Source organism: Bradyrhizobium sp. Crot121, from assembly GCF_059512385.1.
Genome location: NZ_JCAMOR010000024.1, coordinates 59145 through 82955 on the forward strand (window position 1 = coordinate 59145; position 23811 = coordinate 82955).

The window sequence follows — 23811 nt, forward strand, 5'->3', positions numbered from 1 at the left end:
CTTCTTCTCTTCTCAAGAACAAACGCTCCATAACGCCCCCTACAAGGTTAACGCCACTACTGAACTATCAGTTTGCCTTTCATCAAAAGCGGTCCGGCAATTCCGGGCAGCGACATGAGCAGCAGAATTGCGATCAAGGTGCCGTAGCCGGCATCTCCGATCGCACCTGCGCCATGTGCGGTATCGGCTACGGCGAACTGGCTCGCGACAAGCATGGCGAACCCGATGATCGGTTGCGCGATGCCGGCAAAGATCCCGGCCGCGGTCGTGTTCACGGATGCGCCGACGCCGATGAGGTCGGCCGTGTAGAGCCGCTTGGTGCATTTGAGCACAAGGGGAACCGTTCCGCCGGCGACCAGGCCGAGCGTGGTGAACACCACGGTGACATAAACAAGGCCGAACGCCTTCGCGATCGGCGGCTGCAGCATCGCGACGAGGATCATGCGCAGCACGCAAATGCGGATCAGTGCTGCGTCGAGTGCCGCCACGCGGTCGGCTGCGTGACCGAGGAAGATGGAGCCGATGGCGTTGCCGATCATGAAGGCAAGCAGCGGCGTTCCGGCGGCGATCGGCGAGATGTCGAAAAAGTGCGCCACCATCGGAATGCCCCATACTCCCGACAGCGTCGTCACTACTGCGAAGTGGGACGCAAAGGTCATGGCGCATCCCCAATTGGCGACATGCGACAACGATTGCCGTGCGGCGCAGATGACGCTCTTCAGCGTCTTGTTGCCGGATGACACCGGATTTGGTTTTAATGCGAACTTGGCGGCGACGAGATTGGCGAGGCCGACAGCGGCTATGAACAGAAAGCAGGCGCGCCACCCGAAGCCCGTTACGGCGGCCGCAAGCGGCGTCGTCGCGATCACGCCTCCGACATATCCCGACACCTGTGAGATGCCCGACATGATGCCGAACCGCTCATCGGAGAAGTTCTGCGCGACCAGCTTCAAGAGCGCGGTGAACACCAGCGCATCGCCGCACGCGACGATCAGGCGCGCTGCGAAGACATCAAGCAGGTTCGGCGCCAGCGCAAAGGCTGCGCTGCCCAGCGACGAAGCGGCCATGCTGGCCAGCACCACGCGCTTGACGCCGTAACGGTCGACCAGAAGGCCGGCCGGAATCTGCATCAGCGTGTAGCCCCAGAAGTAGCCGGAGGCGAGCATCGCGACGCCCGCGGCGTCGGTGCCGAAGTCGTGCATCAGGCTCAGATTGACCGATTGCGGCGAGACGCGCTGCAGGAAGGCGATGGCGTAGGCGACAGCGACCGTCGCCCAGGCCCAATAGGCCCGGTCCCCGAGCCGCGAGGCCGTCGAGGCGTATGCGGTTTGCTGACCCAGCATCGACATCACACCCTCGCAAATCCAACCGAGAATAGTGCATCCGCCGAATCCGGAATCATGCGGGACATCGCCGCATCGACCAGTGATGCGGTGCCGCGGTAAGCCTGCCGGTGGTGCTTAATGTGGCCGTACGCGCCGCGCATGATCATTTCCGGCACCTCGAGCGGTTTGCCGGGATAGAGGGTTGCGCACATCTCGACGCAGGCTGCCTGCAGGGCGGAATCCCTGATGTCGTCGAGCAGCGAAGGTGTCACTTTCTCGCAGATCTTGGCATTGGCCGCCCAGACGATTGGATTGCGTGTCCGCCATCCGTAGAACAGGCCACCAATTCCCTTTGCTGCGGAGCTTGCACGCTTCAGCACTTCCTCAGTGAAGAAGCCGTACAGACCGTGTCCCTGGTGAGCCGGAAGCACCTCGGTGCCGCTGCGATAGACCGCAGGTCCGCATGACATCTGCAGCACGCGATAGACGGAAAAGGCCGCCAATCCCAAGCTGTCAAACACAAGGATGAGGCTATACTTGCGGTCGAATGGGGGAGAGCTTGCGGTCCAGTGCGGCTCCGTCGCCTTCCAGTTTACGGCGATGATGCCATTCATGGCGTCCATCAGCGGCTGGCGGTCGGAAGCTCCGATGCAGGATGCATCCGGAAAACTGTAGACTGCATAACCGGTCCAGGGCGAGTTGATGGCCTGGTATTGGCTGCCGAGCTTTCGCACCATGGCAGAACTCCACTGTCCATAGAGAGCTATACAGGCGAGGCTCGAATGGCTTAAAGGACAATATGCCCTCGAAATCTGCCAAATCCCGACGGCTCCCTCCGCGCCCGCAGGCCGCGATGCGGCGGATTGCGATTGTCGCTTTCCCCGGCGTGACACTGCTCGACATCTCCGGGCCGGCGCAGGTGTTCGCCGAATTGGAGGCAATCGAATTGCCGGGCCCCGGATATTCGCTTTCCTATCTGTCCACCTCGGGCGGACTGGTTTCGACGGATGTGGGGATGATGATCGGCACGGCTCCGATCAGCAGCGTGCGACCGCACCAGATCGACACGTTGGTGATCCCGGGTGGCCCCGGCATCTGGGAGATCCGCAATGACGCGCGCTTGATGAAATGGATTTCGCAGGCGCTGCCGCAAGTACGCCGGATCGCCTCGGTCTGTCTCGGGGCTTTCGCGCTCGCGTGGACCGGTGTGCTGGACGGCAAGCGCGCTGCGACGCACTGGCGCTATTGCCCGCGGCTGCAGGACAGCTTTCCAAATGTCCGCGTCGAGCCCAATGCGATCTTCGTCAAGGATGGGCATGTCTGGTCGTCGGCCGGCGTCAGCGCCGGCATCGACCTGGCGCTCGCCATGATCGAAGAGGATTTCGGCCATACGATTGCGCTCGATGTTGCCCGGCGGCTGGTGGTGTTCCTGAAACGGCCGGGCGGTCAGAGCCAGTTCTCGACCGTTCTCGCAGCACAGGCTTCCGATGTCGAAGGTCGCTTCAGCGCGCTCCATGCCTGGATCATCGAAAACATCGCCAGCGACCTGCGGGTAGAAACATTGGCCGCGAAAGCCGGCATGACACCGCGCACCTTCGCCCGCACCTATGCCAGCCGCACCGGCATGACGCCGGCAAACGGCGTCGAGGCCCTCCGCGTCGAAACCGCTCGGCTGCTGCTGGAGAGCCGGCAAATACGCGGCGTCGTCGAGGTCGCAAAACGTGCCGGCTTTGGTGACGACGAGCGGATGCGGCGCGCCTTCCTCAGGCATCTCGGCATATCGCCGACCGAATACAGAAACCGCTTTTCGGGCGGTTGAGCGCTGGAGTTCTCCGCTGTCGGCAGACGGGTGATCGCAAGCGAATAGCTGCCCTTCATTTGCATCCGGGATTTAGCCCTTCAAGGCGGTAGCTTTTGCCGCTTATCTGCGGCTAATGTGCCGGTCAAAACGGGAGAGAAACCACCATGAATGACGGGACCTCCATCCGGCCGACACGCAATGTCGAACTCGGGGCCAGCGGCGAAGAATACCAGAACCTGCACGAATTTGTCCGTAAGGCTCGCGCCAGGCTGAACCAGAACGCCTGGGATTACATCGTCGGCGCTTCCGAGACCGAGACCACGCTGCGGCGCAACCGGGTGGCGCTGGATGAGATCGCGTTCCGGCCGCGTGTGCTGCGCAACGTGGTTCACGTCGATGCTTCGACGGAGGTGTTCGGGCGCAAGTTGCGACTGCCGGTCATGCTTGCACCGGTCGGTGCGCTCGAGATCTTCGATCCTGCGGCGGGAGCAGCGGTCGCCCGCGGTGCCGGCGCATTCGGCGCGGCGCACATGCTGAGCTCGGTGTCCGAGCCCGGGCTTGAGAATACCGCGAAGGCCGCACCCGATGCGCTGCGCATTTTCCAGCTCTATGTTCGCGGGGATGATACCTTCGTGGAGGACGTCGTCAGCCGCAGTGTTGCTAACGGCTATTCCGCATTCTGCCTCACCGTCGACACCGCCCATTACAGTCGTCGCGAGCGCGACATTGCCAAGCGGTACGTGCGGGAAAGCCGTATTCGCGCCACCGGTGGCGACTTCCAGAAAGGGCTGGAATGGCGGACGGTGAAGTTGATCAAGGACAAGTTCAAGATACCGCTGGTCATCAAGGGGATCGCGACCGCGGAGGACGCGGTCATCGCGCTCGATCACGGCGTCGACTGGATCTACGTGTCCAACCATGGAGGCCGTCAGCTCGATCACGGCCGCGGTGCGATGCACGTCCTGCCGGAAATCGTCGAGGCGGTGAGGGGCCGCGCCAAGATCATGGTGGACGGCTCGTTCTGCCGCGGCACTGACATCGTGAAGGCGATCGCCTTGGGCGCCGATCTCGTCGGCATTGGTCGCCTGCAATGCTGGGCACTGGCCGCCGATGGCGAGAGGGGCGTCGCCCGCATGCTGGAATTGCTGGAAGACGAGGTGATCCGCTGCCTCGGTCTGCTCGGCGTGACCAGCTTCGCCGAACTCGACAAGTCCTACCTGCACCCCGCGACGGCGACCAATCCGCCGGGCGTGTTCAGCGCATTTCCGCTACTGGACATTGAGCCGTATCGCTACTAGCGGCATCGATTTCCGACCTGCGGAAGCGGGCGAGGGAACGCGAAGGCGGCTGTCGCGTTATCGCAACCATCGCCGCCGCATCCGAGAAGCGGGAAACGAGAATGCCGGAATGGTCGACGCGAATGGCGGATAACCCGTTCGCAGATTTTTCTCTCGAACGAGCCATTGCGCTCCGCTGGGCGTTGCGGGACATCCAGGCTCGCCGCCTGAAGATATCCCCTGTCAGCGACGAGGACCTCCGCGTCCTGAGCGAGCTCGGTCTGGTCGAGCTGCAGGACGAGAGTCCCGTTCTGACTCAGGCCGGCATGGCGGTGCTGAGCGGCTGATGCAAGCTTTAGCGGGCCTGCAGGAAGCTCTCGCCGGAGTCGCACGGCGTGCAGCGATAGGTCAGCACGTCGTAAACCTGATCTCGCGGCTCGATCGAGGCGAGGCGCATCTGTGCGCCGCACTTCATGCATGGCATTTCGATGCCGGTCTTGAATCGCGTGCAGGTCGGCGTTGGCCGGAATGTGCGCAGCATTGGATCCCCTCTCCCCCAAGAGACGCAACGCCACTGACTTGTGGGCGAACAACCCACCGAATCACTGTGCCATACTCTCGCCACCATTGGAATCCGGGCAGGTTCGATGCCGCCAGAAAATGTTTATCGAGGGAGATGTCGACAGCCGTGCCTGGCCGCTGCGCTCAACGCCGCCGCGCTACCGCGACGCCGAACAGGAATGCGACGAACAGGCTCGTTAGCGGCGCTTCGCGGGTGATCGCGCTGATCGTGGAAAGCGTGCCGCCGGGTTGACGCGAGGTCTTGATCGCGTCGCTGAGCCGATCGATCGCAGCCCGAAGACCATCGGAAACGTCCGTGATCGTACGCGATACATCGGTTGCGGTGTCGATCGCGCGTTCGCCAAGGCTGGGCTGCAGCGGGGATTCGGGTGTTTCGAAGTTCACGGCTAGAACCTCATGAAATCTGGTCTGGCAGCGCACGCCGCGCCGACGGTCATCCTCAGCGGCAACCTATCAAATGCGTCAACGGCCAATTTGTTCCGCGTGCGGACAGTCCGTTCGGTCTGGCGGGCGCGGAACCTCCGAGCTCCCGAGGATTTGTTCGTCAGGCCACACGCATTCGATGGAGAAGAGTCCTTTGATAGGAAATCGCTCGAACCGGCACGGCGGGGCGCCCCTCTTGGTAGCACTGGCGGTGGCGGCAGCCGGCGTGCTCGGCATATTGGTGGTCGATCATGGTCCGTGGAGCAAGCCGAAGGTACAGCCGGCCGCGACAGCCAATTACTCCACAACCGGGGAAGCTGCGCGAGCGGCAGGCGCCACCGTCATGCCGACGGAGCCGAAGTCATCGATCGAGCCTGCTCCGCCTGGACCGAAGCCCGCGCATCCGGCTAACTCCACAGTGCCGCAATGAGCCTCGAGGCTGGTTTTGTTTTTCGCGGTCATGCAAGAAGTGCGCTCCAGAAAACGTTGACGCGTCGGGCAAATCAGGAGCATAAGGACATCGTCGCGGAATTCATCAATGCCCGCAGTGGAAGTAACCGCTGCGGGCATTTTGCTGTCCCAGCGTGAGACCACCGATGATGCGCCGCCGGATCGCTGGCTCTGCGCCATGTCAACTCGGACGTTGACACGTCGGGCAAATCAGGGGCATAAGGACATCATCGCAAACATTGTGAAGCCCGCGCGGAGAAATCCGCGGCGGGCTTTTTCTTTTCCGTTTTTCGAATCGGACGACGACGGCGCGTCACGACGCCACATCTCCATGCCCGACGCCGCGCGTCGCAAGCGCGCCGTCGTCCGAACCACTTTCACCGTCAATCAGCCGGCGCGCGCGAACGCGCCGGCCTCGCTGCCTGGCGCAGATGGGCCATGGCCGCAAGCGGCCCCCGACGATCCAGGGGATAAGGTTCGCGCCGAAATGATCGCTGTCTCCAGAGCGATCTGCCGCAAATTCAATACGCCGTCGCGCGCAAGCGAAGCCATACGACCTTCCTGATCCGCACGAGACTTAAGTGGCAAAAACTCTTACCGAAATTCGTTCGCTCGCCCGCAGTCACACCAGAACAGCGTTGAACGTCCTGGTGGGGATCATGCGCAGCAAAGATGCAACGCCGGCTGCGCGCGTTTCCGCCGCCAACGCCATTCTCGACCGTGGCTGGGGCAAGGCCCCGCAGGCAATCGAGAACAGCGGCGATGGCCAGCTAGAACTCGTCCACCGAATAGAGCGCGTCATTGTCCATCCTGAAAATTCCGACCGCGAAAGCATTTGAACCGCTGCTGCAACCCGGCCGATACAAGGCAGCATTCGGGGGCAGGGGCTCGGGAAAATCCCATTTCTTTGGAGAGCTTCTGGTCGAGACCTGCCAGGCCGAACGCGGCACGCTCGCGGTCTGCATCCGCGAGGCGCAGCGGACATTGGCGCAATCCTCAAAGCGCCTGATCGAAAGCAAGATCGCCTCGCTTGGCATCGGTAGCGGCTTCAAGCTGTTCGCCGACAAGATCGAAACGCCGGGCGACGGTATTATCATCTTCCGCGGCATGCAGGATCATACGGCGGACTCGATCAAGTCACTGGAAGGTTTTCGCATCGCCTGGGTCGACGAGGCGCAGTCACTGAGCGCACGTAGCCTCGCGCTGTTGCGTCCGACCATTCGTGCCGAAGGCTCCGAATTGTGGGCGAGTTGGAATCCGCGGCGTAAGACCGATGCGATCGACGACTTCCTGCGCGCGCGAAAACCGTCGGGCGCAATCGTCGTGCACGCGAACTGGCGCGACAATCCCTGGTTTCCGGCCGTGCTCGAAGAAGAGCGGCGGACCGACCTGTCGCTGTATCCCGATCGCTATGATCACATCTGGGAGGGGGACTACGTGCGAGCGTTCGAAGGCGCCTATTTCGCCGAGATGCTGACGCAGGCGCGGAAAGAGGGACGCATCGGAAAGGTCTCCGCCGATCCGCTGCTGCCCCTGCGCGCCTTCATCGATATCGGCGGCTCCGGCGCGACCGCCGATGCCTTCACGATCTGGGTGACGCAGTGGATCGGAGCTGAACTTCGCATCCTGGACTACTGCGAGAGCGTCGGTCAGGTGCTCGCCTTTCACGTCAACTGGCTGCGCTCGCGCGGCTATCGGCTGTATCAGCCGCAGGCTCCCTGGGCGTGGCCGCGCACCCTGTACTGGCGGAAAACCATGAGGTGATACTGGAAGCGAGCTAGCGAAATGGGAGCCCGCAGGAGGTTAGACGAGGCACGCACGTCCGTGAGAAGTTCCGAACAAGCCCGGTGGCCGTCCTGGCCGCCGGGCTTATTTTTGCTTCCAGGCGGCAACTCGTTCACGTCGGGATGCTGCGAGGAGTCTTGATCCGTGGTGTTCAAGCGATAAACTGCGAGCGGTCTTGGCCACTTTGGGATCAGAAAGGCCGAGCGGGAAAACGCCAATGGCAACGGACGGCCACAGCCCCGGTGGAAGCTCGCCTATCGAGCGGCAAGCAGAAGATTATGTGGCCATGGTCGCGCGTGCCAGGGCACTCATTCCGGCACTTCGCGAGCGGGCGGCACGGACCGAGGAATTACGGCGCCTGCCGGCGGAGACCGAGTACGATCTGCATAACGCCGGCCTGTTCCGGATTCTGCAGCCGAGGCGCGTCGGCGGCGCGGAGCTCGACTATGTCGCGCTGATCGATTGTGCCGATGCGCTGGGGCAGGGCGATGCTTCCGTTGCGTGGAATTTCGCCAATCTTGCGAGCCACCACTGGATGCTTGGGATGTTCGATCCACAGGCTCAGGACGTGGTCTGGAGCAAGGAACCGAATACTCTGATTGCGTCCTCCTTCATATTCCCCGCCGGCCGGGCGCGGAAGGTCGATGGCGGCTACGTGTTGACCGGATGCTGGCCATTCTCGTCGGGCGTCGAATCCTGCGAATGGAATATGCTTGGCAGCGTGGTCTCCTCCGATGACGAGGCCGATGGAGTCGAATATCGGATATTCCTGCTCAATCGGCGGGACTACAGGATCAAGGATATCTGGAACGCGACGGGTCTGCGCGGGACCGGCTCGAATGAGGTCGAGGTCGAGGGAGCCTTTGTCGCAAATTCGATGTCGATCGCGGTGAGCGATCTCGCGGGTGGGCCGACGCCTGGCAGTTCGGTCAATCCGAACCCGCTCTACGCGCTGCCGGTCTTTGCGCTGTTTCCATATGTCTTGTCAGGCGTTGCCCTCGGCAATGCACAGGCATGTCTCGACGACTATGTCGGGATCGCCCGCCATCGCGTTTCGACCTCCAATCGCGCCAAGCTTGGCGACATGCAGAGCACACAGATCAAGATCGCGGAAGCTTCCGCCAAGATCGATGCGGCGCGCCTGATCATGCGAGCGAACTGCATCGGCGCGATGACGAACGCATGGAGCGGCCATATCCCCGATATCGCCGCCAAGACCAGGCTGCGGCGCGACGGCGCTTTCTCAGTCAATCTCTGCAGCGAGGCGGTATCGCTGTTGTTCGCCGCAAGCGGGGCGCGCAGCCTTTTCACGGCAGGTACGTTGCAGCGGCAGTTCCGCGACGCCCATGCGGTCAATTCACACCTTGCCTTCAATTTCGATGCGGCGGGGACCAACTATGGACGCGTGGCGCTGGGCTTGCCGTCCGAAAATCTGACGCTCTGAGGTTCACCGGATGTCTGATGTACCCAAGCATCCGGCCGACCCGGCCAACGAATTTGCCAGCGGAAACTCGCCGATCGATCCACGGGATTTTCGGAATGCGCTTGGCGCATTTGCGACCGGTGTCACAATCGTGACGGCGATGGCCGCGGACGGCAGGCCATATGGCGTCACCTGCAACTCCTTTGCGTCGGTATCGCTGAATCCGCCGTTGGTGTTGTGGAGCCTTGGCCTGTTCTCGCAGGGCCTGCCCATCTTCCAGAATGCGAGCCACTTCACGGTCAATGTGCTCGGCGCGTCCCAGCAGGCATTGGCGTCGCAATTTGCAAAATCCTCAAACGATAAATTCGCCGGGGTGAGCTGGACGCCTGGACTGGGGAATGCGCCCGTCATCGCCGACTGCGTCGCCAACTTCCAATGTCGTGCCGTCAATCGCTACTATGGCGGCGATCACGTCATATTCTTGGGTGCGGTTGAGGCCTATTCCTACAACCGGCAGGAGCCCCTGCTGTTTGCGCGCGGGTCGTTCGGTCGCTTTCTCGCGGACGAGGGCGGCAAATAGACCCAGATCGCCCCGGGTGACAAGGCCAGGGGTGCGCGGCAGCGCTCCAGCAAATTGGCGCAGTCACTTTTCGAGCGCGAAGCTGAAATTACTTAAGTTTGTCGTAGAGTTGTCGGATGTGTCGCACGTGCCGTCCAGGTGGCAGATGCAGGCGAGGGCTACTTGGGCGAGACAGGAGAGGGGCTCCGGACGGCTGGCTTCCCACGTCAGGATCGGAGCGTTACACTCACATCAACGTAGGAAACCGCTTTCCAGTTGAAAAGCCGGTTTTGGTTGACTACGGAAGAACTACATCCCAGGCAATTTTTGCTTTCGGAGTTGTAACGAGCGTGCCCCAGGATAAAACGGGCGAGACTCGCGGATTTTCGACCAGCAAATTGTCGGTTCTCCGCAAGCATCCATACTTTGTCGATCTCGAACCCGAGGCGTTCGAGCAGCTTTGTCGTTACGCCAAGCACACGACGCTGAAGCGCGGAGCTGCGATCTTCTCGAAGGGAGATCCGGGCACAAGCCTGTTTGCTGTCATATCGGGCACCGTCAAGATCAGCATCTCATCGCCCGATGGTCGCAACGCGATCCTGAACCTGATCGAGGCCGGAGAGATCTTCGGCGAGATCGCGGTGCTCGATTCAGGGTTGCGGACAGCCGACGCTACCGCGAACAGCAATTGCGAACTTTTCATCATCGATAAGCGCGAATTCATTCCCTTCGTCCGAAGCCAGCCGGCGCTTGCGATGAAGTTCATCGAGCTCCTGTGCATACGGCTGCGCTGGACCAGTGATCAAGTCGAACAGGTCATCCTGCAAGACCTTCCGGGGCGGGTCGCCAGTGCTTTGCTTCGCCTTACCGAAAAGCACAAGCCTGAGCCGCAAGGTCGTGTCATTGCCATCACCCAGCAAGAGATCAGCGAGATGGTCGGCATGACCCGTGAAAGCATCAACAAGCAGCTCCGGGTTTGGGCCACGCGTGGCTGGGTGCGGCTCGAGCATGGTGCGATCGTGGTGCTGAAGCCGGAAGAACTACAGACCCTGGTCGATTCTGGATCGGAAAACGGCAGCGAATAGCACGTTCCGTGACATCTTTCACAACGCGGTGAGTTCGTCGGGCCTGTGAAGCTGCTCACAGGGTGGTGGCGCGCATTGCGGTAACCCGACGTCAGGGACCGCAATGTGGAGAGATCCATGCACGACTCATTCGACCAGCCCCCTGACGACGACCAGAACATCTATCAAAGCTGGAGCATCAAGCTCATTGCTTTGCCGTTGCTCATCGTCATCGCCCTGATCGGCATGGTGGTTAGTCATCCGTCGGCTATAAATTGGGTTTCGGACACGGCGCAGGCCGAGCCTGTCGGCCCAGACTTCGTCGGCCCAGACATCATACCGGACGCTCCCCGACCGACACGACTTGCTCTCCCGGCGAGTCGAATCCGCACGCTCCCCGGCGATTGATGTCGCTGCTCGGCGGAACCCGGCTTATGCCCTGTTTCGCACGCAAATTCCCGACAATCCCCCTCGGCGGCGCTGGAATTTGATGTTACCTATTTGGCATGAACGAGCGCGCCAAGATCGACATTCGCCATTCAACCTGTCCGCACGATTGTCCGTCGGCCTGTGCGCTCGACATCGAAGTGATCGAGGGCCGCTCGATTGGACGGGTCCGCGGCTCAAAGTTGCAGACCTATACAGCAGGTGTCGTCTGCGCCAAGGTTGCGCGTTATGCCGAGCGTATCCATCATCCCGAGCGGCTCCTCTACCCGATGCGGCGAACCGGGCCGAAGGGCTCCGGCCAGTTTGACCGCATTTCCTGGGACGAGGCGTTAGACGAGATCGTCGCGCGCTTCGATGCGGCCGAACGCGAATTCGGGGCCGAGTCGATCTGGCCCTACTACTACGCCGGCACCATGGGGCTCGTGATGCGCGACGGCATCAATCGCCTGGCGCATGTCAAGAAATACTCCCGCTTCTATTCCACGATTTGCGCGAATATCGCGCGCGTCGGATTTTCGGTTGGCACCGGCAAGATCGCCGGCGTTGATCCGCGTGAAATGGGCGTCTCCGACCTCGTCGTGATCTGGGGAACCAACCCGGTGAACACCCAGGTCAACGTCATGACGCACGCGATGCGCGCTCGGAAGGAGCGGGGCGCCAAGATTGCCGCGATCGATATCTACAACAATGACACGGTGAAACAGGCTGACGTGAAGATCATCCTGCGGCCCGGCACCGACGCTGCTTTCGCCTGCGGCGTCATGCATGCGCTGTTTCGCGAAGGCTACGCAGATCGCGCCTACATGGATCGCTATACGGATTGCCCGGATGAACTGGAAGCACATCTCGCCACCAGGACGCCCGAATGGGCTTCCTCGATATCAGGCGTGCCGGTGGAGGAGATCGAGGCTTTCGCCCGCCTGGTCGGCCAAATCAAACGCTCGTTCTTCCGCCTGGGCTACGGCTTCACACGAAGCCGAAATGGTGCGGCGCAAATGCACGCGGCGCTCTGCATCCCGGCGGTGACTGGCGCCTGGCAATATGAAGGCGGCGGCGCATTTTTCAACAATGCCGCGATCTGGAAATTCAACGAATCCGTCATCGAGGGACATGATGCGATCGACCGCACCACGCGTTGGCTCGATCAATCGAGGATTGGACGTATCCTGACCGGCGACGCCGAGGCCTTGAAGGGCGGACCGCCGGTCAAGGCGATGCTGATCCAGAACACCAATCCGGTGACGGTGGCGCCGGAGCAGACCTTGGTGCGCGAAGGGTTTGCTCGGGAGGACCTGTTCGTGGCGGTCCATGAGCAGTTCATGACCGAGACCGCAGCCATGGCCGATATCGTCCTGCCCGCGACGATGTTCATGGAGCACGACGATCTCTATTACGGCGGCGGTCACCAGCACATTTCAGTTGGACCCAAGCTGATCGAGCCTCCGGCCGAATGCCGCAGCAACCATCAAGTGATTCAGGCACTCGGGCGCCGCCTCAATGCAGTCCATCCCGGCTTTGAGATGTCACCGCGTGAATTGATCGACGTGACGCTGAAGAAGAGCGGTCATGGCGATATCGAGAGGCTTGAGGCGAATTTGTGGCGTGACATCCAGCCAGATTTCCGGACCTCGCACTACCTCGACGGCTTTGCACATGCGGACAAGAAGTTCCACTTCAAGGCCGATTGGGCGCATCCGCCTTTCGGGATCGCCGGTTTAGGGCCGTGGGATCAGATGCCGTCGCTACCCGACCATTGGACCATTATTGAAGAGGCCGATGAGCAGCATCCGTTCCGGCTGGCAACCTCGCCGTCACGGAGCTACCTCAACACCAGCTTCAATGAGACGCCGGGATCCCGGGCCCGTGAGGGTAAGCCAACGGTGATGATCCATCCGGACGACGCGGCCGCTCTTTCGATTGCCGACGGCGATGCGGTGACGCTCGGCAACATGCGCGGCGAAACGACGCTAACGGCGAAGCTGTTTGACGGCGTGCGTCGCGGCGTGCTGATCGCCGAATCCATCCACCCGAATAAGGCCCATATTGGTGGCCGCGGCATCAATACGCTGACGGGCGCCGAGACGGTCGCCCCTGTCGGCGGCGCCGCGTTCCACGACAACAAGGTTTGGGTCCGGAAGGCTCGGGTCTCAGCCTAAATCGCTCTTGCAGTCGGCCGCCACCTGCCGCAAATGGTTGCCGGAAACGGCAAGAACAGGTGGGCCAGATGACCGAGACCAGCAGCGTGATCCTGGAGAAGCGAGGCCAGGCCTTCTGGATCACGATCAACCGACCGGACAAGCGCAATGCGCTCAATGGTGACGTGATCGCGGGCATCGCAAGAGGCTACCGCGACGCTCATGATGACAGCGCTGTCCGCGTCATCGTGCTGACAGGAGCGGGCGACAAGGCCTTTTGCGCGGGGGCCGACCTGCAGAACAGCGGCGCCGCCTTCTCGATGGATTATTCCAAACCGAACGTCGACTACGCCGATCTGCTGCGGCTCTCGCAAAATTCGACCAAACCCGCGATCGCGCGCGTAGGCGGCGTGTGCATGGCCGGCGGCATGGGCCTGCTATGTATGACCGATATGGCCGTGGCCGCCGATCACGTCATCTTCGGCCTTCCGGAGGTAAAGGTCGGCGTCTTCCCGATGCAGGTGATGAGCCTATTGCAGTCGATGGCGCCGCCTCGCCTGGTCAACGAATGGGCGCTGACCGGCGAGCCCTTTGACGCCAAGGCCGCGCAGGCCGCAGGGCTGCTGAATTATGTGGTGCCGGCGGCCGAGCTGGACGCGAAGGTCGAGTGGTTGATCAACCGCATCGTCGACAAGTCGCCGACCGCAATCCGGCGCGGCAAATATGCCATGCGCGCGATAGCCTCGATGTCGTTCGACGAGAGCATCGCCTATACCGAGAGCCAGATCGCGTTGTTGGCGATGACCGAGGATGCCAAGGAAGGCCTCAAGGCGTTCAGCGAGAAGCGCAAACCATCCTGGCCCGGGCGATAGGGCCGATCCAGGATAAGGAAATCTGCTCTCGTCGCGCCTTTTGCGACTATCCCGGATTCGCCTTGAGTCCGGCTGCTTCGATGCCGGCGATCGCGCAGATCTCATCGTTATCCGAAGTATCGCCGCTGACGCCAACGGCACCCAGCAGCGTGGTGCCATCCAGAACGAGTACGCCGCCGGGCACCGGCACCAGGCGGCCCTGCGCCAGCGCATTCACCGCGCCGACGAAATAGGCCTGCTCCTGCGCGCGCTGAAACAACGCCCGTGACCCCATGCCGAGCGCCAGCGCGCCATAGGCCTTGCCATGCGCGATCTCGGCGCGCATCAGGCTGGTCCCGTCCTGCGCGGCGGTCAGTTTGACCGCGCCGCGCGCGTCGAGGATGGTGACGACAAGCGGCTTGAGCTTTTTCTCGACCGCCTCAGCAAGCGCGGCGTCAAGGATCTTTCGGGCAACGTCAAGCGTAAGCTCAGTCATGGAGGGGTTCCTTTACGGGGGTAGAGTGACCTTCGGATTTCGCGCGGTCCAGGCTCATGGCCAGCACGCGCGCGACATGGAGCGGGGAACGTGTGGTGCCATCCCTGATCTGGTGTCGGCACGAGGTGCCGTCAGCAACGATCAGCGTCGCATCGTCGGCGCGGCGCACTGCGGGAAGGAGGGAGAGTTCGGCCATATCGATCGAGGCTCGGTAGGTGTCGGCGCCATAGCCGAACGCGCCGGCCATGCCACAACAGCTCGACTCGATGCTTTCGACAGTCAGGTCCGGGACAAGGCGCAGCACCTTTTCGACAGGTTTGAACGCGCCGAACGATTTCTGATGGCAATGGCCGTGCACCAGGGCTTTGTCGGCAATGGCGCCAAGCGGCAGCCGCAAACGGCCAGCCTCTGCTTCGCGCACCAGGAACTCCTCAAAGAGCAGCGCATGGGCGCTGATGCTTCTTGCGATTTCGTCGGAACGCAATGAGATCAGTTCGTCGCGCAGCGTCAGGAGGCAGCTCGGTTCGAGACCGACGATCGGCACTCCCCGCGCTGCGAAAGGCGCGTATGTGGTGACCAGCCGGTCCAATTCGATGCGAGCCTGATCCACCATGCCAGCCGAGAGGAATGTGCGTCCGCAGCAAAGTGGTCGAGCGCGATCGATCGGCCTCGGAACGTGAACGCGGTAGCCCCCCTCCACCAGCACACGCAGCGCGGCATCGAGATTTTCGCGCTCATAGGTGCGGTTGAAGGTATCGGCGAACAGAACCACTTCATGGCCTTCTTCCGGACCAAAGACTTCCACTTCCGTCTTGAAGACATCGCGCCGGAATGCCGGCAGCGATCGCTTAGAACTGATGCTCGCGAACCTCTCGAACAGCGCTCGTAACGCGCGGCTGCTGTTGCGCCAGTTGGCTAGCGGCGCGAAGCGCGAGGCCAGATCCGCATAGCGGGGCAAATAGCCAACCAGCCGGTCGCGTGGCGAGAACCCGTGCTTCGCCGCTCGCGCAGCCAACACCTCAATCTTCATCTTGGCCATGTCGACCCCGGTCGGACACTCATGCCGACAGGCCTTGCAGGAGACGCAGAGTTTCAGGGTCTCCATCATCTCGTCTGACGAAAGCGCATCAGGTCCGAGTTGCCCGGAAATGGCAAGCCGCAACGTGTTGGCGCGTCCTCGCGTGACATCCCTCTCGTTGCGTGTCGCCCGATAAGATGGGCACATCACGCCGCCCTCGAGCTTCCGGCACGCGCCGTTATTGTTGCACATCTCGACGGCGCCCTGGAAACCGCCGCCGGCGCCGGGATAGGCCGACCAGTCGAGTACGGTCTTCAGGTCATTGACCTTGTATTGGGGCGAGTAGCGAAACAACCAACGGTCATCCATCCTTGGCGGATCGACGATCTTGCCGGGGTTCAGCACACCGCTCGGATCGAACCGTTGTTTGATCTCCCTGAAATCGGCGACAATGCGCGCGCCGAACATCGTCTCGTGAAATTCCGACCGGACCAGACCGTCGCCATGCTCGCCGGAATGCGAGCCCTTGTATTCACGCACCAAGGCAAACGCCTCTTCGGCGATGGCGCGCATCGCCTTGACGTCCTTTTCGAGCTTGAGGTTAAGCACAGGGCGGACATGCAGACAGCCTTCGGAGGCGTGGGCGTACATCGTGCCGCTGGTGCCGTGCCTGGCGAAAACGGCGTTGAGCCGGTCAGTGTAGTCAGCGAGATGCGGCAACGGCACCGCGCAATCCTCGACGAAGGAGACCGGCTTGCCCTCCTGCTTCATCGACATCATGACGTTGAGGCCGGCGGCGCGGAAGTCGGCGATAGCGCCCTGCAAGGCGGGTTCGACGATCTCGACTACGCCGCCCCATTTGCGCGGCGGCTTGTCCCAGCCGAAGCCGAGACCTCCCATCAACTCGCCGAGTTGCTTCAGGCGCGCGAGATTTTCAGCTTGGTCCTCCTCGGCAAACTCCACGACCAGGATCGCATCGGGATCGCCGCGCACGGCCGCGGCAATGACCGCTTTGAACATCGCGATATCGCGGCCGAGTGCGATCATGGTGCGGTCGACCAGTTCGACTGCGATCGGTCGCAGCTTGACCAGATGCTGGGCCGCATCCATCGCCTCATAGAAGCTGCCAAAATGGCAGACGCCCAGCACCTTGTTGCGGATCGTCGGCCACAGCTTCAGCTCGACCTTGGTGGTGAAAGCAAGGGTACCTTCGGAGCCAACCAGCAAATGCGCCAAGTTGTTCGGCGCATTGCGCGGCACCAGCGCATCGAGATTATAGCCGCCGACCCGGCGTTGCACCTTCGGGAATCTGTCCGCGATCTCGGCCGCTTCGCGCTCGCCGAGATCGAGCATGTCGCGAAACAGTGCAAGCCCGCTGTCGGGTGAATTCACCTGCGCGAGGTCCCGCGGCGCTTCGCCGAAATGCAGGAGTGTGCCGTCGGCAAGCGCGGCGTCGATCGACAGCGTATTGTCGCGCATGGTGCCGTAGCGCAGCGAGCGCCCACCGCAGGAATTATTGCCCGCCATGCCGCCAATGGTAGCGCGTGAGGCAGTGGAGACGTCGACCGGAAACCACAGCCCATGCTTTCTGAGCTGGCGATTGAGATCGTCCAGCACGATGCCCGGCTCGACCACGCAGGTCCGGTTCTCCACGTCCAACGATAGGATTTTATTCAGGTGGCGCGAAAAATCGATCACAACGCCGTGGTTAACCGTTTGGCCGCATTGCGAGGTGCCGCCTCCACGGGGAGTCACGATCCGACCGGCGTCGCGCGCGATTGTCAGCGCCCGTAGCGCCTCGTCCATGGTTCGGGGAACCACCACGCCCTCGGGCACGATCTGGTAGAACGAAGCGTCGGTCGCATAGCGTCCGCGGCTGAAGGCGTCGAAAAGCACATCGCCCGTGATCTCGCGGGCCAGGCTCGTAGCGAGCGCGCTGCTGTCAGCCGTTTTTTGGGTCTGTTCGGCTTTCATTGCCGCCGCCGGTCGGTTCTCGTGCATTGCACCATTCTCTTGCCTCCCAGCGACCGGCTTGGCAAGGCGGAGCCCTGCTTCTTATGCATTGATGGGCACTGCTGCGCGAGGGACAAGCCCGCAAAATGGTGATATTCGAGCGGCTCGCGACGCCAAGCTAGACCGGGAAGGACGCCTCATGACCCTGCATACTGGACGGCATTTTCTGCAGATTCCGGGACCGACCAACGTGCCGGATCGGGTTCTGCGCGCCATGGACATGCCGACCCTGGACCACCGCGGTCCCGAATTTGCTGAGCTCGGCCATGCGGTGCTGGCGGCCATGCAGCGGGTATTCCGGACCACGCAGCCGGTGATTATCTATCCGTCCTCCGGGACGGGCGCCTGGGAGGCCGCAATCGTCAATACGCTCGCCCCCGGTGACAAGGTGTTGATGTGCGAGACCGGTCAGTTCGCCGTGTTGTGGCGCGGCATTGCTGACAAATTCAAACTCGACATCGACTTCGTTCCCGGCGACTGGCGCCACGGGGCCGATCTCGAGCAGATTGAGGCGCGGCTATCCGCCGACCGCCAGCACAAGATCAAGGCCGTCATGATCGTCCACAACGAGACCTCGACCGGATGTGTTACGTACCCCCTCGAGGTCCGCAAGATCATGGATCGGATCAACCATCCGGCACTCTTGATGGTCGATACCATCTCCGGCCTCGGTTCGCTTGAATATGAGCATGACGCCTGGGGCATCGACGTGTCGGTCGCGGGTTCCCAGAAGGGATTAATGCTGCCGCCGGGCCTCGGCTTCAACGCCGTTTCGGAGAAGGCGCTGGCGGTGGCCAAGGCCAACCCGGCGATGCGCTCCTACTGGGACTGGCAGGAGGTCATCGCCATCAACAAGGTGGGCACTTGGCCTTATACGCCGGCGACCAACTTGCTGATGGGCCTGAGAGAGGCAGTGAAGATGCTCGAAGAGGAGGGCCTCGAAAATGTCTTCGCCCGCCACAAGCGCCACAGTGCGGCAACGCGCGCGGCGATGAAGGTGTGGGGGCTGGAGACCCAGTGCCAGGATCCCCAAGCGCATTCGCCGGCCCTGACCGGTGTGGTGATGCCGGAAGGCCATGACGCCGACAATTTCCGCAAGGTGGTGCTGGAAAATTTCGACATGTCGCTCGGGACCGGCCTGAACAAGATCAAAGGCAAGGTTTTCCGGATCGGCCATATCGGGCACTTCAATGACCTGATGCTGATGGGCACGCTGTCGGGCGTCGAGATGGGGCTGGACCTGGCCAAGGTGCCGCACCGGAGCGGTGGAGTGTTGGCGGCGATGGAGGTGCTCAAGGGGCGCGACGTCTTGCCGATGCCGAAGGCCGCGGTCGCCTGAGCCGCTCCGACAACGAGAGAAAGAGGTCGCCATGAACGCCCCAGTCACTCCCAGCGAAGACCTGATCTATTCCGTCGAGGAGGGGATCGCCAAGATCATTTTCAACCGGCCGCAGGCGCGTAACGCGCTGACCTTCGCGATGTACGAGCAGATGGCCTCGATCTGCGAGAGCATCAACGAGGACCGCTCGATCAAGGCGCTGATCCTGACCGGTGCCGGTGACAAGGCTTTTGCCTCCGGTACCGACATCTCGCAATTCCGCGCCTTCAAGACCGCGCAGGACGCACTTGACTATGAAGCGCGGATCGACCGTGTGCTCGGCGCTCTCGAGCAGTGCCGGGTGCCTGTCATCGCGGCGATTGCCGGAGCCTGCACGGGCGGCGGCGCCGGGATCGCGGCCTGCTGCGACATCCGGATCGGTACCGAAGCGACGCGGATCGGATTTCCAATCGCACGTACGCTCGGCAATTGCCTGTCGATGTCGAATATTTCGCGCATCGTCGCGCTGGTCGGTCCGGCGCGCACCAAGGATATGATTTTCAAGGCTCGCCTGGTCGAGGCGCCGGAAGCGCTGGCGCTCGGCTTGCTCAATGAAGTCGTGCCCGACGTCGCGACCTTGCAGCGCCGCGCCGACGAGACCGCAAAGCTCATTGCGAGCCACGCGCCGATCACGCTCGAAGTGACGAAGGAGGCGGTGCGTCGCATCCGCCGCACGCTGTCGCGTGATGAGGGCGAGGATCTGATCCTGCGCGCCTATATGAGTGAGGATTTTCGAGAGGGCATGGACGCCTTCCTCAACAAGCGCACGCCGAACTGGAAGGGCAAGTAGGTATCATCGTCTTTCCGTGAGATCGACGCTGGGCGGACGCTGCCGCGAGCCGACGTCGCGTGGACGGGCTCGCGGAGAGGGCCGAATTCTTTGCGTCGCTCTTACAATCTCATCCCAAAGTCAGTAGCAATGTGGTCGTTCGCGGCTTGAACTTCGCGTTCCCAGTCCGCAGAATGGCGATGCAGGCACGCCCCTGATGTGCCAATCTAAATAAAGACATAGGGAAGAGACGTGAGACATTTTGCAGGAGCCGCGACCGCCCTGGCGGCCGTTCTTATGACCGCGCCGGCACTTGCCGCTTGGGAGCCGACCAAACCCGTCGAGATCGTCGTCGCTGCCGGAGCCGGCGGCGCCTCCGACCAGATGGCGCGCATGATGCAGGCAGCGATCCAGAAGAACAATCTGATGAAGCAGCCGATGGTGGTTTCGCTCAAGGGCGGCGCATCGGGTGCCGAAGCGCTGATGTACATGAAATCGAGCGAGGGTGATCCAAACAAGGTGCTGATCGCCTATTCCCTGATTTACATGCTGCCGCTGTCGGCGAAAATTCCGTTCAACTGGCGTGACCTCACTCCGGTATCGGTGGTCGCAATGGATCAGTTCGTTTTGTGGGACAACGCATCGGGTCCAAAGACGGTGAAGGAGTTCATTGCGGCAGCGAAGGCTGCATCCTCGCCGTTCAAGATGGGCGGCACCGGCTCCAAGCGCGAGGATCACGTGCTCACCGTGTTCATGGAGCAGAAGACCGGCGCGAAATTCTCCTATCTGCCCTACAAGTCTGGCGGAGAGGCGGCGACGCAATTGGTCGGGAATCACACCGAAGCCAACGTCAACAATCCATCTGAGAATCTGGAAGTCTGGCGCGCCGGCCAGGTGCGCGCGCTTTGCGTGTTCGACAAGGAGCGCATCTCCTACAAGACCAAGGTCACCGAAACGCAATCCTGGAATGACATCCCGACCTGCAAGGAAGAGGGGCTCGACGTCCAATACCTGATGCTGCGGGCGATGTTCCTGCCGGGCAAGGTTACGGCCGAGCAGCAGGCATTCTATGTCGACCTGTTTCAGAAGGTAACGCAAACGCCGGAATATAAGGATTATATGGAAAAGCAGGCGCTGAAGCCGATCTTCCTCACCGGCAAGGACATGGTGCAGTTCCTGGAGGAAGACGACAAGCTCAACGCTTCGCTGATGAACGAAGCGGGCTTCGTCGCCAAGTAATGCGTCACGGCGGCAGTCGGATTCCCCGGTCTCATTTATCCGCGTGGCCGTAGCCGGCCATGCGGACACGCACATTTTCGATCTCTTCGGTCGGCAGCAGACGCGGCTTCCCGATCTGCAGACAGCCGTGGTACTGCCGCGCCAGCGTTTCGACCTCGACCGCCAGCCACATGGCCTTTGCCAGCGATGGCCCGACGGCGATCATGCCGTGATGTTCGAGGAGGCAGGCCAGCCTTCCATCGAGCGCCTTGACCGCATGCGCCGAAAGTTCCTGCGTTCCGAATGTGGCGTAGGGCGCACAGCGGATCGTGTCGCCGCCGGCGCAGGCGACCATGTAGTGGATCGGCGGGATCTCCAGACCCATGATGGCGAGGATCGTGCAATAGGTCGGGTGGGCGTGAACCACGGCGTTTATGTCCGGGCGAGCGCGCAGGATGTCCAGGTGGAAGCGCCATTCGCTCGATGGCCGCTGCGCCGGATCAAATGAGCCGTCGAGACCCATATAGACGATCTGCTCGGGCCGCATCGTCTCATAGGAGACGCTGGTCGGAGTGATCAGCAGGCCGGCCTCATGCCGCAGGCTGATGTTGCCCGAAGTGCCCTGGTTGATGCCGAGCGCATTCATGCGCAGGCAGGCATCGATGATGGATTGGCGTTTTTCCTTGTCGTTCATGGTTAACCTACCAAACGCCGTTTACGGCCCCTCGACAATGCTTGATTATTGCGTCGCAGTATAGTCGAACGTTATTTCGAAAGTCTGATCGGGAGAGGCCATGACCAGCGCCGTGCTAGGCATTATCGGCGGATCCGGCATCTACGACTTGCCGGGTCTTGAAAACGTCCGCGAGGAGGCGATCAGGAGTCCCTGGGGCGAGCCTTCCGCGCCGCTCCGCTTTGGCACCATTGCCGGCCTGCCGATCGTGTTCCTGCCGCGGCACGACAAGGGGCACCGCCTGTCCCCCTCCGACATCAACTACCGGGCCAATATCGATGTGCTGAAGCGGGCGGGGGTTACCGACTTGGTGTCGCTGTCGGCCTGCGGATCGTTCAAGGAAGAATTGCCGCCTGGCACTTTCGTGATCATCGATCAGTTCGTCGACCGCACCTACAAGCGCGAAAGCTCGTTCTTCGGCAAAGGCTGCGTCGCTCATGTCTCGATGGCGCATCCGGTATCGCCGCGCTTGCGCATTCATCTGGCGGCCGCCGCAGAAGCCGAAGGCATTCCCTTCGCCCGCGGCGGCACCTATCTGTGCATGGAAGGTCCGCAGTTTTCGAGCCTTGCCGAAAGTCTGACGTACAAGGAACTCGGCTACGCGGTGATAGGCATGACCAATATGCCTGAGGCGAAGCTCGCTCGCGAAGCGGAGATTTGCTACGCGAGCGTCGCGATGGTGACCGACTTCGATTGCTGGCATCCGGATCACGATGCGGTGACCGTGCAAGACATCATTCGCGTGCTTAGTTCAAATGCCGAGAAAGCCAAGGCGCTGGTGGCGCGCCTGGCAAAGGATTTTCCGCGCGAGCATGAGCCGTGCCCGATCGGCTCCGACCGCGCGCTCGAGACCGCGCTGATCACGGCGCCCGAGGCGCGCGATCCGGAACTGCTCAGGAAGCTCGACGCGGTAGCAGCGCGGATCCTGCGTTCATGAAAGTCGATGGCCGGCATTTCCGCAGCATTTGGCTCGAGCCCGACGGCTGGTCCGTCGGGGCTATCGATCAGCGGCGGCTGCCGCATGAGTTTGTCATCGCGAGCCTGACGAGTGCGGAGGAGGCTGCGGACGCAATCCAAACCATGCTAGTCCGCGGTGCGCCGCTTATCGGTGCTACCGCCGCTTACGGCATGGCGTTGGCCATGCACGCTGATCCGTCCGACGTGGCGCTCGATCGCGCATACAAGCTGCTGATCGCGACCCGGCCGACGGCCATCAATCTGAAATGGGCGCTCGACGAGATGGCGGCTGTGCTTCGTCCGCTGGCGCCCTCCGTGCGCAGGGAGGCGGCATATAAGCGTGCCGCCGAGATAGCCGATGAGGACGTCGGGATCAACCAGGCGATCGGCAGCCACGGCCTCGAAGTCATCGAGGCGATCGCTGCCAAGAAAGCCGGCGGCACCATCAACATTTTAACGCACTGCAACGCGGGCTGGCTGGCTACCGTCGATTGGGGGACGGCGACGGCACCGATCTACCGGGCTCATGACATGGGACTCAGCGTTCATGTCTGGGTCGACGAAACGCGTCCGCGCAATCAGGGGGCCTCACTCACCGCCTGGGAACTCGGCCACCATGGCGTCCCCCACACCATCATTCCCGACAACACGGGGGGCCATCTGATGCAGCACGGCATGGTCGATCTGGCGATCGTTGGAACCGACCGGGTCGCAGCCAATGGCGATGTCTGCAACAAGATCGGTACCTACCTGAAGGCGCTCGCCGCGCGCGACAACAGCGTGCCATTCTATGTTGCACTGCCGTCGCCGACTATCGACTTTAGTATCAATGATGGCCGGGAAATTCCGATCGAACAGCGTGCAGCAAGCGAAGTGACGCATATGAGTGGGCGTACGGCGGATGGACGAATTGAGATGGTGCGTGTGGTCCCCGAGGGCTCGCCGATCGCTAATTACGGCTTTGACGTCACGCCGGCGCGCCTGGTGACTGGTTTGATCACCGAACGCGGCGTGGTCCGGCCCGATCATGCTGCACTTGCGAGCGCGTTCCCGGAGCGGACCGGCAGGCGTTGAGCGCTAGATTGACGCCGGTTGCGGCAGCACGTA

The 23811-nt window shown here is 61.9% G+C and carries 24 protein-coding genes; 16 read left to right on the plus strand and 8 right to left on the minus strand.

The window, feature by feature from the left end; genetic code table 11:
- Positions 1–56: 56 nt before the first annotated feature.
- A complete protein-coding gene (locus AC5ZGW_RS21620) occupies positions 57–1349 on the minus strand; it encodes an MFS transporter (RefSeq protein ID WP_130223622.1) in 1293 nt (430 codons plus the stop codon).
- Positions 1349–2062: a hypothetical protein gene (locus tag AC5ZGW_RS21625; protein WP_130223620.1), complete on the minus strand. Its 714-nt coding sequence runs from the start codon at positions 2060–2062 to the stop codon at positions 1349–1351. Before AC5ZGW_RS21625 ends, AC5ZGW_RS21620 begins: the two co-directional genes overlap by 1 nt.
- A gap of 116 nt (positions 2063–2178) precedes the next feature.
- Between AC5ZGW_RS21625 and AC5ZGW_RS21630 the strand changes: the two genes are divergently transcribed.
- The 3 genes from AC5ZGW_RS21630 (at position 2179) to AC5ZGW_RS21640 (ending at position 4750) form a co-directional block, all read left to right on the plus strand.
- Positions 2179–3144 carry a GlxA family transcriptional regulator gene (locus AC5ZGW_RS21630; protein ID WP_496113959.1) on the plus strand — a complete coding sequence of 322 codons (966 nt, stop codon included), beginning with the start codon at positions 2179–2181 and terminating at the stop codon, positions 3142–3144.
- Positions 3145–3290: 146 nt separating this feature from the next.
- Positions 3291–4424, plus strand: a complete 1134-nt coding sequence (locus AC5ZGW_RS21635; RefSeq protein ID WP_130223616.1) for an alpha-hydroxy acid oxidase — start codon at positions 3291–3293, stop codon at positions 4422–4424.
- A gap of 101 nt (positions 4425–4525) precedes the next feature.
- Positions 4526–4750, plus strand: coding sequence for a hypothetical protein (locus tag AC5ZGW_RS21640; protein ID WP_245474541.1), 225 nt, complete (start codon positions 4526–4528; stop codon positions 4748–4750).
- Between the two features lie 8 nt (positions 4751–4758).
- Here the strand turns inward: AC5ZGW_RS21640 and AC5ZGW_RS21645 are convergent, their stop codons facing one another.
- The 3 genes from AC5ZGW_RS21645 to AC5ZGW_RS21655 all read right to left on the minus strand — a co-directional run bounded on the left by AC5ZGW_RS21645 (position 4759) and on the right by AC5ZGW_RS21655 (position 6038).
- The gene (locus AC5ZGW_RS21645) at positions 4759–4944 is read right to left on the minus strand and encodes a hypothetical protein (RefSeq protein WP_028164894.1); all 186 of its coding nucleotides are present in this window, start codon (positions 4942–4944) and stop codon (positions 4759–4761) included.
- 164 nt (positions 4945–5108) lie between these two features.
- Entirely contained in the window at positions 5109–5369 is a 261-nt protein-coding gene (locus AC5ZGW_RS21650) for a hypothetical protein (protein ID WP_130223614.1), read from the minus strand.
- A 336-nt stretch (positions 5370–5705) separates the two neighbouring features.
- Complete coding sequence (locus tag AC5ZGW_RS21655) at positions 5706–6038, minus strand: hypothetical protein (RefSeq protein ID WP_165435063.1); 333 nt, start codon at positions 6036–6038, stop codon at positions 5706–5708.
- Positions 6039–6439: 401 nt separating this feature from the next.
- On the opposite strand from AC5ZGW_RS21655, the gene AC5ZGW_RS21660 reads away from it, so the two are divergent.
- The 8 genes from AC5ZGW_RS21660 (at position 6440) to AC5ZGW_RS21695 (ending at position 14143) form a co-directional block, all read left to right on the plus strand.
- Positions 6440–6697 carry a hypothetical protein gene (locus tag AC5ZGW_RS21660; RefSeq protein ID WP_084799748.1) on the plus strand — a complete coding sequence of 86 codons (258 nt, stop codon included), beginning with the start codon at positions 6440–6442 and terminating at the stop codon, positions 6695–6697.
- Positions 6660–7622, plus strand: coding sequence for a PBSX family phage terminase large subunit (locus AC5ZGW_RS21665; protein WP_130223612.1), 963 nt, complete (start codon positions 6660–6662; stop codon positions 7620–7622). Before AC5ZGW_RS21660 ends, AC5ZGW_RS21665 begins: the two co-directional genes overlap by 38 nt.
- A gap of 238 nt (positions 7623–7860) precedes the next feature.
- Complete coding sequence (locus AC5ZGW_RS21670) at positions 7861–9087, plus strand: acyl-CoA dehydrogenase family protein (protein WP_130223610.1); 1227 nt, start codon at positions 7861–7863, stop codon at positions 9085–9087.
- A 10-nt stretch (positions 9088–9097) separates the two neighbouring features.
- Entirely contained in the window at positions 9098–9646 is a 549-nt protein-coding gene (locus AC5ZGW_RS21675) for a flavin reductase family protein (RefSeq protein ID WP_130223608.1), read from the plus strand.
- A 329-nt stretch (positions 9647–9975) separates the two neighbouring features.
- Entirely contained in the window at positions 9976–10710 is a 735-nt protein-coding gene (locus AC5ZGW_RS21680; protein ID WP_027582438.1) for a Crp/Fnr family transcriptional regulator, read from the plus strand.
- Positions 10711–10827: 117 nt separating this feature from the next.
- Entirely contained in the window at positions 10828–11097 is a 270-nt protein-coding gene (locus AC5ZGW_RS21685; RefSeq protein ID WP_130223606.1) for a hypothetical protein, read from the plus strand.
- Positions 11098–11195: 98 nt separating this feature from the next.
- Complete coding sequence (locus AC5ZGW_RS21690; RefSeq protein ID WP_130223604.1) at positions 11196–13292, plus strand: molybdopterin oxidoreductase family protein; 2097 nt, start codon at positions 11196–11198, stop codon at positions 13290–13292.
- 68 nt (positions 13293–13360) lie between these two features.
- Positions 13361–14143, plus strand: coding sequence for an enoyl-CoA hydratase/isomerase family protein (locus AC5ZGW_RS21695; RefSeq protein ID WP_130223602.1), 783 nt, complete (start codon positions 13361–13363; stop codon positions 14141–14143).
- 46 nt (positions 14144–14189) lie between these two features.
- Here the strand turns inward: AC5ZGW_RS21695 and AC5ZGW_RS21700 are convergent, their stop codons facing one another.
- Both AC5ZGW_RS21700 and AC5ZGW_RS21705 read right to left on the minus strand, forming a co-directional pair.
- A complete protein-coding gene (locus AC5ZGW_RS21700) occupies positions 14190–14618 on the minus strand; it encodes a GlcG/HbpS family heme-binding protein (RefSeq protein ID WP_130223600.1) in 429 nt (142 codons plus the stop codon).
- On the minus strand, positions 14611–17610 hold the full coding sequence (locus AC5ZGW_RS21705; RefSeq protein ID WP_130223598.1) for an FAD-binding and (Fe-S)-binding domain-containing protein: 3000 nt from the start codon (positions 17608–17610) through the stop codon (positions 14611–14613). Before AC5ZGW_RS21705 ends, AC5ZGW_RS21700 begins: the two co-directional genes overlap by 8 nt.
- Before the next feature lie 178 nt (positions 17611–17788).
- Between AC5ZGW_RS21705 and AC5ZGW_RS21710 the strand changes: the two genes are divergently transcribed.
- From AC5ZGW_RS21710 to AC5ZGW_RS21720, 3 genes are all read left to right on the plus strand, one after another.
- Positions 17789–18988 (plus strand): pyridoxal-phosphate-dependent aminotransferase family protein, encoded by a 1200-nt coding sequence (locus AC5ZGW_RS21710; RefSeq protein ID WP_130223596.1) that lies wholly within the window; start codon positions 17789–17791, stop codon positions 18986–18988.
- A 31-nt stretch (positions 18989–19019) separates the two neighbouring features.
- Entirely contained in the window at positions 19020–19817 is a 798-nt protein-coding gene (locus AC5ZGW_RS21715; protein ID WP_130223594.1) for an enoyl-CoA hydratase/isomerase family protein, read from the plus strand.
- A gap of 276 nt (positions 19818–20093) precedes the next feature.
- A complete protein-coding gene (locus tag AC5ZGW_RS21720) occupies positions 20094–21035 on the plus strand; it encodes a Bug family tripartite tricarboxylate transporter substrate binding protein (RefSeq protein WP_051334756.1) in 942 nt (313 codons plus the stop codon).
- A 31-nt stretch (positions 21036–21066) separates the two neighbouring features.
- Here the strand turns inward: AC5ZGW_RS21720 and AC5ZGW_RS21725 are convergent, their stop codons facing one another.
- Positions 21067–21708 carry a class II aldolase/adducin family protein gene (locus AC5ZGW_RS21725; RefSeq protein ID WP_130223592.1) on the minus strand — a complete coding sequence of 214 codons (642 nt, stop codon included), beginning with the start codon at positions 21706–21708 and terminating at the stop codon, positions 21067–21069.
- 100 nt (positions 21709–21808) lie between these two features.
- Between AC5ZGW_RS21725 and AC5ZGW_RS21730 the strand changes: the two genes are divergently transcribed.
- Together AC5ZGW_RS21730 and mtnA are read left to right on the plus strand one after the other, a co-directional pair.
- Positions 21809–22684, plus strand: a complete 876-nt coding sequence (locus tag AC5ZGW_RS21730; protein WP_130223590.1) for an S-methyl-5'-thioadenosine phosphorylase — start codon at positions 21809–21811, stop codon at positions 22682–22684.
- A complete protein-coding gene (gene mtnA / locus AC5ZGW_RS21735) occupies positions 22681–23778 on the plus strand; it encodes an S-methyl-5-thioribose-1-phosphate isomerase (protein ID WP_130223588.1) in 1098 nt (365 codons plus the stop codon). The genes AC5ZGW_RS21730 and mtnA overlap by 4 nt, the downstream gene beginning before the upstream one ends.
- Positions 23779–23811: the final 33 nt, after the last annotated feature.